The 16,140-nt window shown below is 75.5% G+C and carries 11 protein-coding genes; 8 read left to right on the forward strand and 3 right to left on the reverse strand.

Annotated features, from left to right (window positions below):
- Positions 1-71: 71 nt before the first annotated feature.
- A complete protein-coding gene (locus tag APR03_RS11760) occupies positions 72-3,422 on the forward strand; it encodes an ATP-dependent helicase (RefSeq protein WP_253835924.1) in 3,351 nt (1,116 codons plus the stop codon).
- Positions 3,419-6,838, forward strand: a complete 3,420-nt coding sequence (locus APR03_RS11765) for an ATP-dependent helicase (protein WP_253835880.1) — start codon at positions 3,419-3,421, stop codon at positions 6,836-6,838. Before APR03_RS11760 ends, APR03_RS11765 begins: the two co-directional genes overlap by 4 nt.
- Positions 6,839-6,850: 12 nt before the next feature.
- Here the strand turns inward: APR03_RS11765 and nudC are convergent, their stop codons facing one another.
- A complete protein-coding gene (gene nudC / locus APR03_RS11770; protein ID WP_253835881.1) occupies positions 6,851-7,762 on the reverse strand; it encodes an NAD(+) diphosphatase in 912 nt (303 codons plus the stop codon).
- Between the two features lie 101 nt (positions 7,763-7,863).
- Between nudC and APR03_RS11775 the strand changes: the two genes are divergently transcribed.
- From APR03_RS11775 to APR03_RS11785, 3 genes are all read left to right on the forward strand, one after another.
- On the forward strand, positions 7,864-8,196 hold the full coding sequence (locus APR03_RS11775) for a PadR family transcriptional regulator (protein ID WP_253835882.1): 333 nt from the start codon (positions 7,864-7,866) through the stop codon (positions 8,194-8,196).
- 29 nt (positions 8,197-8,225) lie between these two features.
- Positions 8,226-9,107 (forward strand): DUF1700 domain-containing protein, encoded by an 882-nt coding sequence (locus tag APR03_RS11780; protein ID WP_253835883.1) that lies wholly within the window; start codon positions 8,226-8,228, stop codon positions 9,105-9,107.
- Positions 9,108-9,201: 94 nt separating this feature from the next.
- Entirely contained in the window at positions 9,202-10,119 is a 918-nt protein-coding gene (locus tag APR03_RS11785) for a macrolide 2'-phosphotransferase (protein WP_253835884.1), read from the forward strand.
- A gap of 13 nt (positions 10,120-10,132) precedes the next feature.
- Here APR03_RS11785 and APR03_RS11790 read toward each other — a convergent pair whose 3' ends face one another.
- Entirely contained in the window at positions 10,133-10,402 is a 270-nt protein-coding gene (locus APR03_RS11790; protein WP_253835885.1) for a mycoredoxin, read from the reverse strand.
- A gap of 60 nt (positions 10,403-10,462) precedes the next feature.
- Between APR03_RS11790 and APR03_RS11795 the strand changes: the two genes are divergently transcribed.
- Both APR03_RS11795 and APR03_RS11800 read left to right on the forward strand, forming a co-directional pair.
- A complete protein-coding gene (locus APR03_RS11795) occupies positions 10,463-12,529 on the forward strand; it encodes an ATP-dependent helicase (RefSeq protein ID WP_253835887.1) in 2,067 nt (688 codons plus the stop codon).
- Positions 12,530-13,033: 504 nt separating this feature from the next.
- Positions 13,034-13,399 carry a WhiB family transcriptional regulator gene (locus APR03_RS11800; RefSeq protein ID WP_308216487.1) on the forward strand — a complete coding sequence of 122 codons (366 nt, stop codon included), beginning with the start codon at positions 13,034-13,036 and terminating at the stop codon, positions 13,397-13,399.
- Between the two features lie 4 nt (positions 13,400-13,403).
- Here the strand turns inward: APR03_RS11800 and APR03_RS11805 are convergent, their stop codons facing one another.
- Positions 13,404-14,474: a ThiF family adenylyltransferase gene (locus APR03_RS11805; RefSeq protein WP_253835889.1), complete on the reverse strand. Its 1,071-nt coding sequence runs from the start codon at positions 14,472-14,474 to the stop codon at positions 13,404-13,406.
- Positions 14,475-14,650: 176 nt separating this feature from the next.
- Between APR03_RS11805 and APR03_RS11810 the strand changes: the two genes are divergently transcribed.
- Positions 14,651-16,135: a zinc-dependent metalloprotease gene (locus APR03_RS11810; RefSeq protein ID WP_253835891.1), complete on the forward strand. Its 1,485-nt coding sequence runs from the start codon at positions 14,651-14,653 to the stop codon at positions 16,133-16,135.
- Positions 16,136-16,140 lie beyond the last annotated feature (5 nt).

Below are 16,140 nucleotides of genomic sequence, written 5' to 3' on the forward strand. Positions count from 1 at the left end.
GCGTGACACCGACCCTCGCCCTCGCACCTCGCCTGGCGCCCCCGGCACCCTCGTCCGGCGGCGCCGCTCCCGTGCGCCTCGACGACAGCCAGGCGGTCGCCGTCGAGGCCGCGCTCGCTCGCCGCGCGACGCTGGTGCTGGGCGCCCCCGGGTCGGGCAAGACCACCGTGGCCTGCGAGGTCGCCGTACGGGCGCTGGCAGCGGGCGCGAGCCCTGAGCGCGTGCTCGTGCTCGCGTCGTCGCGGCGCGCCGCGGCCCGCCTGCGGGACGAGGTGGCCGCGCGGGCCGGGCGTACGGTCGGCGCGCCCATGGTCCGCACGGCGTCGTCGGCGGCGTTCGCGGTGCTGCACCGGCGGGCCGCCGCCCTGGAGCTTCCCGCCCCCACGCTCGTCTCGGGTCCCGAGCAGGACCTGGTGCTGGCCGAGCTGCTGGCGGGGCACGTGGCGGGCGAGGGGCGGCCGCTGACGCTCCCGGCCGGTCTGCCGGAGGACTCGCTCGGCCTGCGTGGGCTGCGTCAGGAGCTGCGTGACCTGCTGATGCGCGCCGCCGAGCGCGGTCTGGGGCCGGTGGAGCTCGACGAGCTGGGGCGGGCCAACGACCGCCCCGAGTGGGTGATGGCCGCCCAGCTCTACGAGGAGTACCTGGACACCATGACGCTGCGGCTCGCCACGCCGGACGCCGGGCCGCGGTACGACCCGGCCGTCGTGATCGACGAGGCGGCCCAGGCGCTGCGGTCCTGGACGGACGAGGTGCCGGGTGTGCCGCGGCCGGAGTGGGACCTCGTGGTCGTGGACGACTACCAGGAGGCCACTGCGGCGACCGTCCGCCTCCTGCGCGTGCTGCACGAGCCGGACGGCCCGCAGGACCGCCGTGCACCCGGTGGACCGGGCGCCGGCGCACGCCTCGTGCTGCTCTCCGACCCGGACTCCGCGGTGCAGACGTTCCGCGGCGCCGCCCCGGGCCTGACGGGCCGCGCGGCCGCGCCGGCCGGCCGGGGCCGCGCCTTCGGGGCGTTCGACGCCGAGACGGCGGTCCTGGGCACCGTCTGGCGCCAGGAGCCCGAGCTGCGGGCCGTGACGCGTGCGGTGACCGACCGGATCCCGGTGTCCGCGAGCGCGCTGCACCGGCGCGCGACGGCGCGCCCGGCGGACGAGGGGGCCGACGCCGCCGCCGTGCAGGTGGCCGTGCTCTCGGGGGCGGCCCAGGAGGCCGCGTGGATCGCGCGCGAGCTGCGCGCGGAGCACCTGCTGCGCGGCACGCCGTGGGAGCGGATGGCGGTGATCGCCCGCAGCGGCACGCGGCTGGGTGCGCTCCGTCGCGAGCTCGTGTCGGCCTCCGTGCCGGTGGCGCTGCTCGGGTCGGATCTCCCGCTGCGCGACGAGCCCGCGGTGGCACCGCTGCTCGCGGCCGTCCGGACCTGTGCCGGCGCACCGCGGGGGAGCCTGGAGGCGCTGATCGCCGACGAGCTGGACGGCGACCAGCAGGTGCTGGACGCGGAGACGGCCGCGCTGCTGCTCGTCTCGCCGATCGGGGGCCTCGACGCGGTGGCCCTGCGCCGGCTGCGCCGCGCGCTGCGGTCGGAGGAGCTGTCCGCGGGCGGCGGCCGCACGTCGGACGCGCTGCTCGTCGAGGTGCTCGCCGACCCGGCGCGGGCGGCACTCCTGCCCACGCAGGTGCGCCGGGGGCCGCTCGCCGTGGCACGCGTGCTGGCCGCCGGGCGCGAGGCCGCCGGGGAGGCGGGGGCGACGGCACAGACGGTGCTCTGGGCGGTCTGGGCCGCGACCGGTCTGGCCGAGCGGTGGAGCGCCGCCGCGCTCACGGGCGGCCCGGCCGGCCTGCGCGCGGACCGCGACCTGGACGCGGTGCTCGCCCTGTTCCGCGCCGCCGAGACGTTCGTGGACCGGATGCCGGGCGCGCCGGTCGCCGCGTTCGTGGACTACCTGGCGTCGCAGGACCTGCCGGCGGACTCCCTGGCGGCCTCGGCCCAGGGCGCCGGCGCGGTGGAGGCGCTCACGCCCGCGGGGGCGGCGGGCCGGGAGTGGGACGTGGTGGTCGTGGCCGGGGTCCAGGACGGGGTGTGGCCCGACCTGCGGCTGCGGGACTCGCTGCTCGGTTCCCAGGCGCTGGTCGAGCTGGTGGCGGGCCGGTCGCAGGACGGCCGAGTCGTCGGCTCGGAGGCCCGGAGGCAGGTGCTGACCGACGAGCTGCGGGCGTTCGCGGTCGCGGTCTCGCGTGCCCGGCGTCGGCTGCTGGTCACCGCGGTGGAGGACACGGAGGAGGCGCCCAGCGTGTTCTGCGACCTCGTGGCACCGCGCAACGACGGCGGCGAGGGGCCGGACCCGCGCCGGGTGCCGGTCGGCCCGCCGCTCGACCTGCGCGGCGTGGTGGCCGCGGCCCGCTCGGAGCTCGTCCGGGCGGCGGCGCCCGTCCCGGCGGTGGCGGACCCGGTAGTGCACCGGGGGGCGGACCCGGGCACGGACGGAGCGACGAACGAAGCGGAGCACACGGCGGAGGGCTCGGCCGACGACCCCACGCGGGACGCACCACGTGTGCACCCCGGTGCCGCGCTCCTGGCCGACCTCGCCGCGGCGGGCGTCGCCGAGGCGGACCCGAGCACCTGGTACGGCGTGGCCGGGGTGTCGAGCGAGGTGCCGCTGTGGGGTGAGCAGGAGACGGTGACGGTGTCCCCGTCGAAGGTCGAGACGGTGACGACGTGCGCCCTGCGCTGGGCCTTCGAGTCGGCGGGCGGCACGCGACCGGACGCGACCCACCAGACCCTCGGCACGCTGCTGCACTCTATCGCCCAGACGCACCCGAAGGGCTCGCTCGCCGACCTCCGCACGGAGCTGGACCGGCGTTGGCCCGAGCTCGCCCTGCCGGACGGCTGGCCGTCGCTCCAGCTGCGCAAGCGGGCCGAGCGCATGGTGGAGCGGTTGGCGGGATACCTCGCGGACTCGGGCGAGCCCCTGCTGGTCGAGGCCGACTTCGACCTGCGGGTGGGGCGGGCCCGGCTGCGCGGCCAGGTCGACCGCGTGGAGGACGCGGGCGACGGTGCCGTGACGGTGGCCGACCTCAAGACGGGCAAGACCGCGGCGGGCAAGGCGAAGGCGGCGGAGAACCCGCAGCTCGGCGCGTACCAGCTGGCGGTCGAGGAGGGTGCGCTCGACCTTCCCGAGGGCACGGTCAGCAAGGGCGCGAGCCTCGTCTACGTGGGCACGGAGACGGTCGCGGCGAGCATCCGGAACCAGCCCGCGCTGGCGCCGGACGAGGACGGTGGGAGCTGGGCCCGTGACACGGTGGAGGGCGCCGCCGACACGATGGCCGCCGCGCGCTTCGCGGCGCGCGTCAATGACCTGTGCGAGGTGTGCGCCGTCCGGCGTTCCTGCCCGCTGCAGCCCGAGGGACGGAAGGTAGTCGAGTGACCGGGCCCGAGATCCGCCTGTCCGCCCGCGCGATCGCGCGCCTGCTCGGCCGGCACGAGCCCACCGACGAGCAGGTGCGTGTCATCGAGTCGCCGCTGGAGCCCGCGCTCGTCGTCGCGGGTGCCGGGTCGGGCAAGACGGAGACCATGGCCGCACGGGTGGTCTGGCTCATCGCCAACAAGCTGGTGCACCCCGAACAGGTGCTCGGTCTGACGTTCACGCGCAAGGCGGCGGGGGAGCTCACGCAGCGCGTGCAGACCCGGCTGGCCCAGCTGAACCGCGCGCTCGGCGAGGAGTCGGGCGAAGCGCTGGCCGGTCTCGACCTCGACCGGCCCACGGTCGCCACGTACAACGCCTACGCCGCCTCGCTCGTGGCCGACCACGGCCTGCGGCTCGGCGTCGAGCCGAGCGCGCGGCTGCTGGGTCAGGCCGAGCAGTGGCAGCTCGCGTCCCAGGTCGTGGAGTCCTGGGACGAGGACCTGGGCACCGACAAGGCGGTCAGCACCGTCACCGGCGCGGTGGTCGCGCTGTCGGGGGCACTGGGGGAGCACCTCGTGGACCCGGCGGAGGCCCGCGACCGGCTGACCGAGATGGCCGAGCACCTGGAGTCGCTCCCGCTCGGTCCCCGGCAGAAGAAGCGCACCAAGGAGGTCGAGAAGCTCATCGGCTCCGTGGCCGAGCGGGCCCGGTTCGTGGACCTCGTGGTGGAGTACCGGCACCGCAAGCGGATCGCCGAGACGCTCGACTTCGGGGACCAGGTCGCCTTCGCCGCGCAGCTCGCGCGCGAGGTGCCGCTGGTCGGCGCCGCCGAGCGGGCGCGGTTCGAGGTCGTGCTGCTCGACGAGTACCAGGACACGTCCTACGCCCAGGTCGAGCTGCTGACCGGGCTGTTCGGCGGCGGGCACCCGGTGACGGCCGTCGGCGACCCGCACCAGTCCATCTACGGCTGGCGCGGCGCCTCGGCGGGCGGCCTCGCCCGGTTCCCGGACCGGTTCCGGCACCGGGACGGCGCCCCGGCCGCCGTGCACTACCTCTCGACGTCGTGGCGCAACGATGCCGCGATCCTGTCCGCGGCGAACGTCGTGTCGGCGCCCCTGCGCTCGCGCACGGGCGCCGGGGGCTCCGTCGAGGTCCCGCCCCTGGACCTGCGTCCCGGCGCGGGCGACGGGGTGGTCTCCGCCCACGTCGCCGCGACCCCGGAGGAGGAGGCCGACGCGGTCGCCGAGTGGGTGGCGCAGCGCTGGCGCTCCGGTGCGCACCCCGACGGGCGGGCCACGGCCGCCGTGCTCTGCCGGGCACGGGCCCAGTTCCCGGCCCTCGAGGTGGCCCTGCGCCGACGCGGCCTCCCGGTCGAGGTCGTGGGCCTGGGCGGGCTGCTCTCCACGCCCGAGGTGGTCGACGTCGTCGCGCTGCTCCAGGCCGCGCACGACCCGTCGCGCGGCGACTCGTTGCTGCGCCTGCTCACCGGGCCGCGGCTCAACCTCGGTGCGGCCGACCTGCACGCCCTGGGCTCCTGGGCAGCGGACCTGGCACGGCTCGACGACCCGCGCCGTGCAGCCGGAGCGGCCCGCGCCGACACCCCGGGCGCAGGCGCGGCGCCCGACGGGACGGCCGCCGACCCCGACGACGGCACCCGCGTCGTCGAGGGCGACGTCACCGACCACCGCTCGATCGTCGACGCGCTCGACGACCTCCCGCCGCTCGGCACCCCGGCCCGGGACGGCCGGGTCCTGTCCGCGGACGCCCACCGGCGGCTGACCGCCCTCGCCCGGCTGCTGCGCGACCTGCGCGGCCTCACCTACCTCTCGCTGCCCGAGCTGGTGGTCCAGGCCGAGCGCGCCCTCGGCCTGGACGTCGAGGCGGCCACCGCGCTGGCCCTCGCGGGCGCCGGGGTCGGCGGCGCCGTGAGCGACCGCGGCCGGGAGCACCTCGACGCGTTCCGGGACGTCGCGGCGTCGTTCGCGCAGTCGTCGGACACGGCGACGCTCGGTGCGTTCCTCGCCTGGCTCGGCGTCGCGGGCGAGCGCGAGCGCGGGCTCGACATGCCGGTCCACGAACCGGACCCCGACGCCGTCCAGGTGATCACCGCGCACGCCGCCAAGGGCCTGGAGTGGGACGCGGTGGCCGTGGCGGGCCTGGCCGACGGGGCGTTCCCCACGTGGGACCGGGGCGCGCGGTCCGGGGAGACCTCGTCGGGCTGGCTCTCCGACCTCGGCGAGCTGCCCTACCACCTGCGCGGCGACGCGGACGACCTGCCGCGCTTCGACTGGGAGCACGCCTCGGACACGAAGGACCTGGTGGCGCTCCGGGACGAGTTCAAGCTCGACTGCGGCGAGCACCGGCTGGCCGAGGAACGCCGGCTGGCCTACGTCGCGTTCACGCGCGCCCGGAGCGAGCTCTTCCTGACGTCCTCGTGGTGGGGCACGGCGAGCCGGCCGCGGGACGTCTCGCCGTTCCTCGCCGAGCTGGCCGACGCCGGGCTCGTCGCCACCGACCTCTGGGCGCCCGCGCCCGAGCCGGACGCCGAGAACCCTCGCAACACCGAGGAGACCACGGCGCTCTGGCCCACCTCCGATCCGAGCGCCGAGCAGGGTCCGGGGCGGGGGGCCACCGCCCGCGACGTGCTGCGTGCCACGGCAGACCGCGTGGACGAAGCCGCGGAGCGCCGCCTGGCGGCGCTCGCGGCCGCGGGGCTGCCCGCGGACACCCTCACGGCGCCGCGTGGCCGGCTGGCGGATGCGGCCGGCCACGACCTGGTCGACCTGGCCCGGATGCTGCTCGCCGACCGGGACCGGGCCGCCGACCGGGAGGTCGCCTTCCCCGCCCATGTGTCGGCGTCCGGGCTGGTCCGGCTGGCGGCGGACCGGGACGCGTTCGCCCTCCAGCTCCGCCGGCCGGTGCCGGTGCAGCCCACGGTGCACGCCCGGCGCGGCACCCGGTTCCACGAGTGGGTGGAGCAGTTCTTCACCTCGGCGACGCTGCTCGACGTCGACGACCTGCCCAGCGCCGAGGACGACGACCTGCCCGAGGACACCGATCTCGACAAGCTGCGGGACACGTTCCTGGGGTCGGAGTGGGCGGCCCGCACGCCCGTGGCGGTCGAGGTGGACGTCGAGACGCCGGTGGCCGGTGTCATGCTCCGGTGCCGGATGGATGCCGTCTTCCGGGACCCGGCCGCGGGCCCGGACGCCGTGGTCGTCGTGGACTGGAAGACCGGTCGCGAACCGCTCGACGCGTCGGCACGTGAGGCGCGCGAGGTGCAGCTCGCGGTGTACCGGCTGGCGTGGTCCCGGTGGACGGGTCTGCCGCTGGACCAGGTCAGCGCCGCGTTCTACTACGTCGGGTCGGACGCCACGGTGCGGCCGGAGCGCCTGCTCGACGAGGCCGAGCTGGAGGCGCTGATCCGGGGCGCGTGAGGGAGCCGCCGGTCAGTCGCCGACCCGACCGCCGTGCCATTCCTCGATCAGGGCGCGCGCGATCGAGGAGCGGCCGGGCGGGCTCAGCCGGCCCTCCGCGATTGCCGCGCCGAGCTCGGCCCGCGTGAACCAGTCGGCCTCGGCGATCTCGTCCTCCTGGCGCACGAGGGCCGTCGTGGTCGCCCGGGCCCGGAAGCCGAGCATGAGGGAGGCCGGGAACGGCCACGGCTGGCTGCCGCGGTACTCGACGGTCGCCGGGTCCACGACGACGCCGACCTCCTCCGCCGTCTCGCGCACCACCGCCTGCTCCAGGCTCTCGCCGGGTTCGACGAAACCCGCCAGCACCGAGCGGCGGTCCGTGCCCCACGCCGGTCCGCGCGCCAGCAGCAGGCGGTCGTCGGCGTCGGTGATCGCCATGATCACCGCGGGGTCGGTGCGCGGGAAGTGGTGCGACCCGTCCTCCGGGCAGATGCGCACCCAGCCGGCCTGGGCCACCTCGGTCGGGGTGCCGCACCGGGGGCAGTGCGTGTGCGTCTCGTGCCAGCGGGCCAGGGCGATCGCCTCGACGGCGAGGCCCTGGTCCAGGTCGGGCACGTCGAGCGTGCGCAGCCCGGCCCAGCCCGTGCCCGGCTCGGGGACGGAGCCGAGGGCGGGCTCGGGGGCGGTCCGGGCGAGCACCGCCGCGAGGTACGGCACGCCGTCGGCCTCCCCGAGGAAGAGGTGGGCGCCGACGGCGAGGTGGGCGACGTCGTCGGGCGCGAGGAACGCCACGCGCGGGCCGGCCGTGGCCACCTGGTCGCCCTGCAGCACCAGGATCCGGGTGCCGGGCTCCTTGAGGAGGTCGTCGACGAGACGCGGCTCCGCGCGCCGGTGCGCGGCGCGGTCGTGGGCGGCCCGGAGGAAAAGGAGGTCGAGAGGGTGCACCGCACGACGGTAGCCGCCCGGCCGCAGCCGCGCCGACGACATGCCCTTGCCTAGCAAGACTTGTATTGCAAGTCTTGCTATACAAGGTTAGGCTCGCGGGCATGAGCGAAGAGCGGATCGCCACCAACCTCCGGAAGGGAGTGCTCGAGTACTGCGTGCTCGCGCTGCTCTCCCACGGCGAGAAGTACGGCCTCGAGCTGGCGGGCGACCTCACCGCGCGGGAGCTCATCGCGAGCGAGGGCAGCCTCTACCCGCTACTTGCCCGCATGCGCGAGAACGGGCTCGTCGAGCCCCGGTGGGACACGTCCGGCACCGGCCGTCCCCGCCGCTACTACGCGATCACCCAGCACGGCTCCGAACAGCTCGCCACGTTCACCCGGGTCTGGGTGTCGCTCGGCGCGCAGGTCGACGCACTCCTGGAGGGATCACGATGAGACGGGCCACCACGACGGAAGGCACCACGATGAACGCCGACACCGAAGACACGTACCTGCGGGACGTCGCCAAGCGTCTGCGGGCGCTCACCCCCGCCCAGCGCTCCGCCGTGCTCGACGACGTGCGGGCCCACTTCGCGGACGCCGCCGAGGCCGGCCGCACCCCCGAGCAGGCGGTCGAGGGGCTCGGCGACCCCGCGACGTTCACCCGGCGCGTGCAGGCGGAGCTGGGGCACGACGCCGACCGCGCCGGGCGGATCCGCCGAGTCCTGCAGTGGACGGCGGTCGCCATGGCGGTGTTCACCGCGATGTTCGAGACGTTCCTCTGGCCGGACGGCATGACCTTCGGCCTCTTCCTCCCGATCCAGGGGGACGGTTTCGCCGTCGTCCTGTGGAGCCTCGTCCCGGCGCTGGTGGCCGCGTTGCCGCTCGTCGTCCCCGCCCGTGCGCGCACGGCCACCACGGTCGTGGTGCTCGCCGCGCTCACCGCCCTCGCCCTCGCGGCGCAGATGACGTTCGTCCCGACGGCGATGCTCGCCTGGGCGGCACTGATCGTGCCGGTCATCGCTCGGCACGGCCGGCCCGCGCCCGCCTGGCGCATCGCCGGCGGCGTCCTGCTGATGCTGCCCAGCGCCCAGCTGCTCAGCGGCGCGCTCGCGGGGAGCTGGGGCATGGACGCGGAAGCCATGATCTACACCGCCGTCCCGGTGGGCCTGGGCCTGCTGCTCCTCGTGGGCCGGAGCTGGCCGGGCGTCGTCGTGGCGGCGTTCGGGGCGGGCGTGCTCGTCTGGGGCACGCTCGACCTCGGGATGCTGTTCCTCCTCCTCTGGTGGGCCGGCGGGCTGTTCCTCACCGTCGGCCTGTCCCACGCCCTCGCCCACGCGAACCTGCGACGGACCGGCCGCGCGTAGCCGCGGCGGTGCCGCACGGCGGTGCCACGGACCAGGGCCGGACACACCCCCGGCCTGGTCCGTGGCACCGCCGACGCTGCAATACGGTGTGCACGTGTCCCGCACGCCCCTCGCCCTCGCCGCCCTCTCGACCGCCGCCGTACCCGGCCTCGACGCCCAGTCCGTCCGTGTCGGAGACCTCGCGGGCGACTACGACGTCGCCGTCGTCACCGGTCAGGACGGCCAGGAATGGGTGGTGCGCGCGCCGCGCACCACCGTGGCCGGCGCAGCGCTGGAGGCCGAGATCGAGCTGCTCGACGCGCTGCGGCTCTACATCGACACGGGCGTGCTGCCGTTCGTGGTGCCGCAGGTCGCGGGCCACGCGCTGCTGCCGGAGGGCGGCCGGGCCGTGGTGCACCGGCGGATCATCGGCACCACCCTCGACGTCGAGGCGCTGGAGCCCGGCCCCGGCCTGGCCGCCGACCTCGGGCGGGCGATCGCCGCGATCCACGAGCTGCCCACCTCGGTCGTGGAGACCTGCGGCCTGCCCAGCTACACCGCCTCCGAGTACCGGGAGCGGCGCCTCACCGAGGTCGACGAGGCGGCCAGGACCGGCCGCGTGCCTCCGACGCTGCTGCGGCGGTGGGAGACCGCGCTGGAGGACGTGTCGCTGTGGAAGTTCCGGCCCGTCGTGGCGCACGGCGACCTGGCGCCCGACCAGCTGCTCGTGGACCGGCAGCGGGTGGTGGCGGTCTCCGGCTGGTCGGAGGCGCGGGTCGCGGACCCTGCCGACGACCTCGCCTGGCTCATCGCGGCGGCCCCGATCGAGGCCGTCGACTCCATCATGGAGGCCTACCAGCTGCGCCGCACGGAGCTGAGCGACCCGCGCCTGGCCGAGCGTGCGATGCTCGTCGGCGAGCTCGCTCTCGCCCGGTGGCTCCTGCACGGCGTGCGGCACCGGCTGCCCGAGGTCATCGAGGACGCCACGTCCATGCTGGAGGACCTGGACGAGGCGACCCAGGACCAGGGCTGAGCCGAGGGCGGCGTCAGGCGGCCAGCGCCCGCCGCACGTCGGCCAGCGACGGGTTGGTCGCCGCCGAGCCGTCCGGGTAGACCACCGTCGGCACGGTCTGGTTGCCGCCGTTGACCTGCTCCACGAACGCCGCCGCCTCCGGGTGCTCCTCGATGTCCACGACCGTGTAGCCGATGCCCTCCGAGTCGAGCTGCGTGCGCAGCCGGCGGCAGTAGCCGCACCAGGTCGTCGAGTACATCAGGACGGTGCCGGTCTCGGGAACGGGCGAGGTCGCCTCGGACATCGGGCCTCCTTGGCAGGGTCGTGCGGGGCGTGTCAGTGGTTGCTGCGAGAATCGCAGACGATGCTCACCCAGACCAACTCCGCCGCCGGTCCGAATCATCCTGGACCCCTGAGCCCCGACGCGATCCTCTCCGCGCTCGACCCCGAGCAGCGCGAGGTGGCGCTCGCGCTCAACGGTCCGGTCGTGGTGCTCGCCGGGGCCGGCACGGGCAAGACCCGCGCCATCACGCACCGCATCGCGTACGGCGTCCGCATCGGCGCGTACAAGCCGACGAGCATGCTGGCCGTGACGTTCACGGCGCGTGCCGCGGGGGAGATGCGCACCCGGCTGCGCCAGCTCGGCGTCCAGGGCGTGCAGGCCCGCACCTTCCACGCCGCCGCGCTGCGGCAGCTCAGCTACTTCTGGCCGCGCGTCGTCGGCGGGGCGCCCCCGCGCCTGCAGGAGTACAAGGCGCAGCTCGTCGCGGAGGCGGCCCGGCGGCTCGGGCTGTCCGTGGACCGCGTGGCCGTCCGAGACCTCAGCAGCGAGGTCGAGTGGGCCAAGGTCTCGCTCGTCACGGCCGACGACTACGAGAAGGCCGCGACCGCGACCGGCCGCCTGGCGCCCTCGGGCTACGACACCCAGACGGTCTCCCGCCTCATCACCGCGTACGAGGACGTCAAGACCGAGCGCGGCGTCATCGACTTCGAGGACGTGCTCCTCATGCTCGCGGACATGCTGAACAGCCACAAGATCGTGGCCGACGAGGTCCGCTCGCAGTACCGGCACTTCGTGGTCGACGAGTACCAGGACGTCTCGCCCCTCCAGCAGTTCCTGCTGGAGCAGTGGCTCGGCGGCCGCACGGAGCTGTGCGTCGTCGGCGACCCCTCCCAGACCATCTACTCCTTCACCGGCGCCACCCCGCGCCACCTGCTCGAGTTCCGCCGCACCTACCCGGATGCCCAGGAGATCCGGCTGGTCCGCGACTACCGGTCCACGCCCCAGGTGGTGCACCTCGCCAACGAGGTGCTCAGGCGCGCGGGGCGTGCGGGCGGCGCGCACCAGGCCCTGGAGCTCGTCGCACAGCGTGATCCCGGCCCGCCCGTCACCTTCCAGGCCTACGACGACGACGAGGCCGAGGCCAAGGGCATCGCCACCCGCGCCGCCCGGCTCATCGAGTCCGGTCGCGTGCGCCCCAGCGAGATCGCGGTGCTCTACCGCACCAACGCCCAGTCCGAGGCCTTCGAGGCAGCGTTCGCCGACGCCGGCGTGGGGTACCTCGTGCGCGGCGGCGAACGGTTCTTCCAGCGCAAGGAGGTCCGCGACGCGCTGGTGCTGCTGCGGGGCGCCGCCCGGTCCGCCGACCCGGAGCTGCCCATGCCGGACCAGGTGCGCGACATCCTCGCCACGGCCGGCTGGGCCGACCAGGCCCCCTCGGCGCGCGGCGCCGCCCGCGAGCGCTGGGACGCCATGCAGGCGCTCGTCAGGCTCGCCGACGACCTGGCCGCGGCCGCGACCCGCGAGAACCCCGCGACGGTCGCGACGCTCGTCGCGGAGCTGGACGAGCGGGCGTCCGCGCAGCACGCCCCCACCGTCGAGGGCGTCACCCTCGCGTCCCTGCACGCCGCCAAGGGGCTGGAGTGGGACGCCGTCTTCCTGGCCGGCATGAGCGAGGGACTCATGCCCATCTCGCTCGCGGAGACCGACGAGGCCGTGCACGAGGAACGGCGGCTGCTGTACGTCGGGATCACGCGGGCCCGCGTGCACCTCGAGGTCTCGTTCGGGCGCTCGCGGAACCCGGGCGGGCGTGCGACGCGCAAGCGCACGCGGTTCCTCGACGGGTTGTGGCCGGACGAGTCGCGCGCCCCGCGTGCGCGCACCGCGCCCCGGGACCAGGCCCGCGCGCTGCTCACGGGCGAGCACGACGCCGAGCTGTTCGACGCGCTGCGCGACTGGCGGCTCGAGGTGGCCCGCGAGACGGACAAGCCGGCCTACACCGTGCTCACCGACGCCACCCTGGCGGCCATCGCCGAGATGCGACCTTCGGGCACGGCCGAACTCGCTCGCGTGAACGGCATCGGACCGGCCAAGATCGACCGGTACGGCGCCGCGATCCTCGCGATCGTGTCGGGTGCGGCGCGCTCCTGAGGGGTGTCTCGCGGGTCGTCCACCGGCCCGCGAAAAACTTCTCAAGAAAGTTCGGAAAAAGAGTTGGCCCGTCCCGGCGGCCCGGCATAGTGTTCAGATGTCCCTGACAGCAGTGGGCGAGACCGAAAGGTCTTACCCGGATTCGAGTGAGGAGGTGGGTGTCTTGGAGATGAACATGATTTCGCAGGCGGATCTGCACGTGCGTGGCTATGTGCTCGGCAGCGAGCCGGCCCCGGTCAACGGCGCAGCTCTGCCCGTCCGCGCGCGCACTCACCGTGGAGGCTTCAAGCCGTCCGCTCTCGCACCCGACTCCGCATCTCCAGGAGACTTGTCGGTCCACTAGGACCGAAGAGTTCCAGGCCGCGGAGTCCACCTAGGACCCGCGGCCTTAGTTTTTGCCCGGAGACCCGGCCCCTCGGCCGGCCCGGCGAAGACCTAGCCCGGGGTCCTGTTCCACCCGACGTTCACCGACGACGTTCATCACACAGGACACAGGAGACAACCGTGCGCCTCACTGCGCTCCTCGACACTCTTCCCCAGGGCGGCTCGGGCCCCTGGGACCCGCCTCAACAGCCCGCCACGAGCGGGACCGGTTCGGACTCGGCGGAGTTCGACCGGCTCATGGACACACTGCTGCCGTGCCGTACCAACGACCCGGAGCTGTGGTTCGCCGAGCACAGCGCGCAGGTGGAGCAGGCCAAGGCGCTCTGCCGCACCTGCCCCCTCATCGAGGGCTGCCTCGCCGGCGCCCTCGAGCGGAACGAGCCCTGGGGTGTCTGGGGTGGCGAGGTCTTCGTCGACGGTGTCGTCGTGGCCCGCAAGCGGGGCCGTGGCCGGCCGCGCAAGTCGGAGAACGTCGCCGCCGCCTGACGCATCAGGTGATGCCCGTGCCTGCGCCGTCCGCAGGCAGGACCACGCACCCGCAGCGCGGGTGCGGGTCCGCCGGGCGAGCTCGGGGGAGCCCCGCCGGGAGAGCGATCTCCAGGCACGCACCGACGGCCGCAGGCCGGTGCCCGTCCAGCTGGGCGAGCACCTGGCCGGCGGCCGTCGCCGCTGCCACGGCGGCGAGCGTCGCCTCGTGCGTCGGCTCGGCCGCCGTGCGCAGCTGCGTGGCCAGTGCGGGCCACTCGCGGTCGGCGTCGGCGCGTGCGAGGTCCACGCACGTGACGCACGCCGACAGGCCGGGCCGGACGAACGGCCCCACCACCATGTCGGCCTCGCGCACGACCACCGGCAGGTGCGGCACGCCCAGTCCGAGCAGGCGCCGGTAGCGCGCCGGGTGCGCGGCGTGCGGTTCGGTGACGACCACGACGTCGAGCTCCGCCGGGTCGGGGCCCGCGACGTCGTCGTCCACCCGGACCGTCATGCGCGGGGCGCGCTCCGCCAGGAGCGACCGCACCGCGTCGTGGCGCGCCCGGCCCACGTCCCCGGACCGCAGCCCGCCCGCCGCCAGGTCGGTGACCTGCGCCGGCAGGGGGTCGTGCAGCACCAGCCGGCCGACGCCCGCCGTCGCGAGCTGCTGCGCGATGCCGGTCCCGACCCGTCCGAGGCCGACGACGCCCACCGTCCGCCGTGCCCGATCCGCCAGGGTGGCCAGGCCGGCGCCGTCGGGCCGCAGCATGCCGAGCACCGTCGCGTCGGCCGCGCCGTCCGCCGGGGCCGTCACCGCGCCCACCGACCTGGGCACCGGTACCAGAACGCCCGCGCGGAACAGCGCGGTCATGATCTCGTCCCGTCGCTCGGCCGGGACGCCGCAGCGCGCGGCCGCCTGCTCGACCGTCACGTGGCGCCGTTCGGCCACCTCGCCCAGCCAGGTCTCCTCGGCCGCCGTGAGCCCGGACAGCACGAACGACCAGCGCGGGTCGGATCCGCACTGCACCTGCCCGCCGCCCCGGCTGAGCACGGGCGTGCCGGGCCGGAGCCGCAGGAGGGGAGCGCGCGTCATGCCGACAACGATGCCCGACGGCGAAGCCCGCGCCCGGCCGTCGTCCACAGTTCCAGAGGTGCCCGGGGCGGCCGGTGCCGAAGATGCCCCAATGCGCCGGGCGGCCCCGGAGTTCCCGTGTGCGCCCAGAGCCGAAAGCACGGCACGCCCCTTGCCCACCCGGTTACGGTGACCTTATGAGCGACCAGCACCAGCCCGGCGATACCCCCCAGTCGTGGGAGGACATGCTGCGCTCCATGCTCGGCGACGGCGCAGACGACGTGATGGCGGAGATGAGGGCGCGGGGCATCGACCCGACGGCGCTCGGCGGCCCGCCCGACCCCGTGATGATGCAGTACGCCCTCGCCCAGGTGCAGAAGATGCTCTCGGCGGAGGGCACCGGCCCGGTCAACGCCGACGTCGCCCACGACGTCGCGCGCCAGGTCGCGGTGAGCGAGGGCGACCCGTCGCTGACGGGCAAGCAGGCCAAGGACGCGACCGACGCGCTGGCGGTGGCCGAGCTCTGGCTCGATGCCGTGACCGACCTGCCGCCCGCGGGCGGCACCCGCCGTGCGTGGAACCGGTCGGAGTGGGTCGAGGCCACGCTGCCGGTCTGGAACGAGCTGGCCGCGCCCGTGGCGTCGTCGGTCTCCGAGGCCCTGGCGACGGTGCTCCGCGACCAGCTTCCCGAGGGCGTCGACGACGGCGAGGCCGTGCCGGGCATGCCCGCAGGCGTGCTGCACGGCCTCGGCGGCACGATCGACCCCACCCAGATGATGCGCCGGCTCGGCTCCGCGGTGTTCGGCATGCAGGTCGGCCAGGCCGCGGGCACCCTGTCGCGCGAGGTGTTCGGCGCCACCGACGTCGGCCTGCCGCTGCTCGACAGCCCCGACACGGTGCTGCTGCCCACCAACGTGGCGGCCTTCGCCGACGGGCTGGACGCGCCGCTGGAGGAGGTCCGGCAGTTCCTGGCGGTCCGCGAGGCCGCGCACGCCCGGCTGTTCACGCACGTCCCCTGGCTGCGGTCGCACCTGCTGTCGATCGTGGAGCGCTACGCGCGCGGCATCACGATCGACCTCGACGCGCTCGAGGCCCAGGTGCGGGACATCGACCTGGCCGACTCCGACGCGCTGCGCAGCGCGCTCTCGGGCGGCGTGTTCGGGCTGCAGAACACGGACGAGCAGAAGGCCGTGCTGCTCAACCTGGAGACCACGCTCGCGCTGGTGGAGGGCTGGGTCGACGAGGTCACGGCCGTGGCCACGCTGCCACACCTGCCGCACGCCGTCCCGCTGCGCGAGATGATCCGCCGCCGGCGCGCGGCCGGAGGACCGGCCGAGCAGACGTTCTCGACCCTCGTCGGTCTGGAGCTGCGGCCCCGCCGTTCGCGCGACGCCGCGACGTTGTTCGCGATCGTGGCCCGCGCGCAGGGCACGGCGGGACGGGACGCGGTCTGGGACCACCCCGACCTGCTGCCCGGTACGCAGGACCTGGACGACCCGTCGGGCTACCTGGTGCGCCGCGAGGCGGCGGAGAACGAGCACGCCGACGTCGACGCGGCGCTCAAGGAGATCTTCGGTGAGGCCGCGGGCACCGACGGGTCCGGCGCAGGGGAGAGCGGCACAGCGGAGACCGGGACCGACGAGTCCGGCGCAGCGGACAGCCCCGACGCCCCGGAGCGCTGACCCGG

This window comes from Promicromonospora thailandica, from assembly GCF_024171955.1.
GTDB classification, from domain to species: Bacteria; Actinomycetota; Actinomycetes; order Actinomycetales; family Cellulomonadaceae; genus Promicromonospora; species Promicromonospora thailandica.

Coding starts and splice junctions, on each gene's coding strand:
- APR03_RS11775 (WP_253835882.1), top strand. CDS start 7,864: ATGAGCGAAGAGCGGATCGCCACCAACCTCCGGAAGGGAGTGCTCGAG.
- APR03_RS11780 (WP_253835883.1), top strand. CDS start 8,226: ATGAACGCCGACACCGAAGACACGTACCTGCGGGACGTCGCCAAGCGT.
- APR03_RS11790 (WP_253835885.1), bottom strand. CDS start 10,402: ATGTCCGAGGCGACCTCGCCCGTTCCCGAGACCGGCACCGTCCTGATG.
- APR03_RS11795 (WP_253835887.1), top strand. CDS start 10,463: ATGCTCACCCAGACCAACTCCGCCGCCGGTCCGAATCATCCTGGACCC.
- APR03_RS11805 (WP_253835889.1), bottom strand. CDS start 14,474: ATGACGCGCGCTCCCCTCCTGCGGCTCCGGCCCGGCACGCCCGTGCTC.
- APR03_RS11810 (WP_253835891.1), top strand. CDS start 14,651: ATGAGCGACCAGCACCAGCCCGGCGATACCCCCCAGTCGTGGGAGGAC.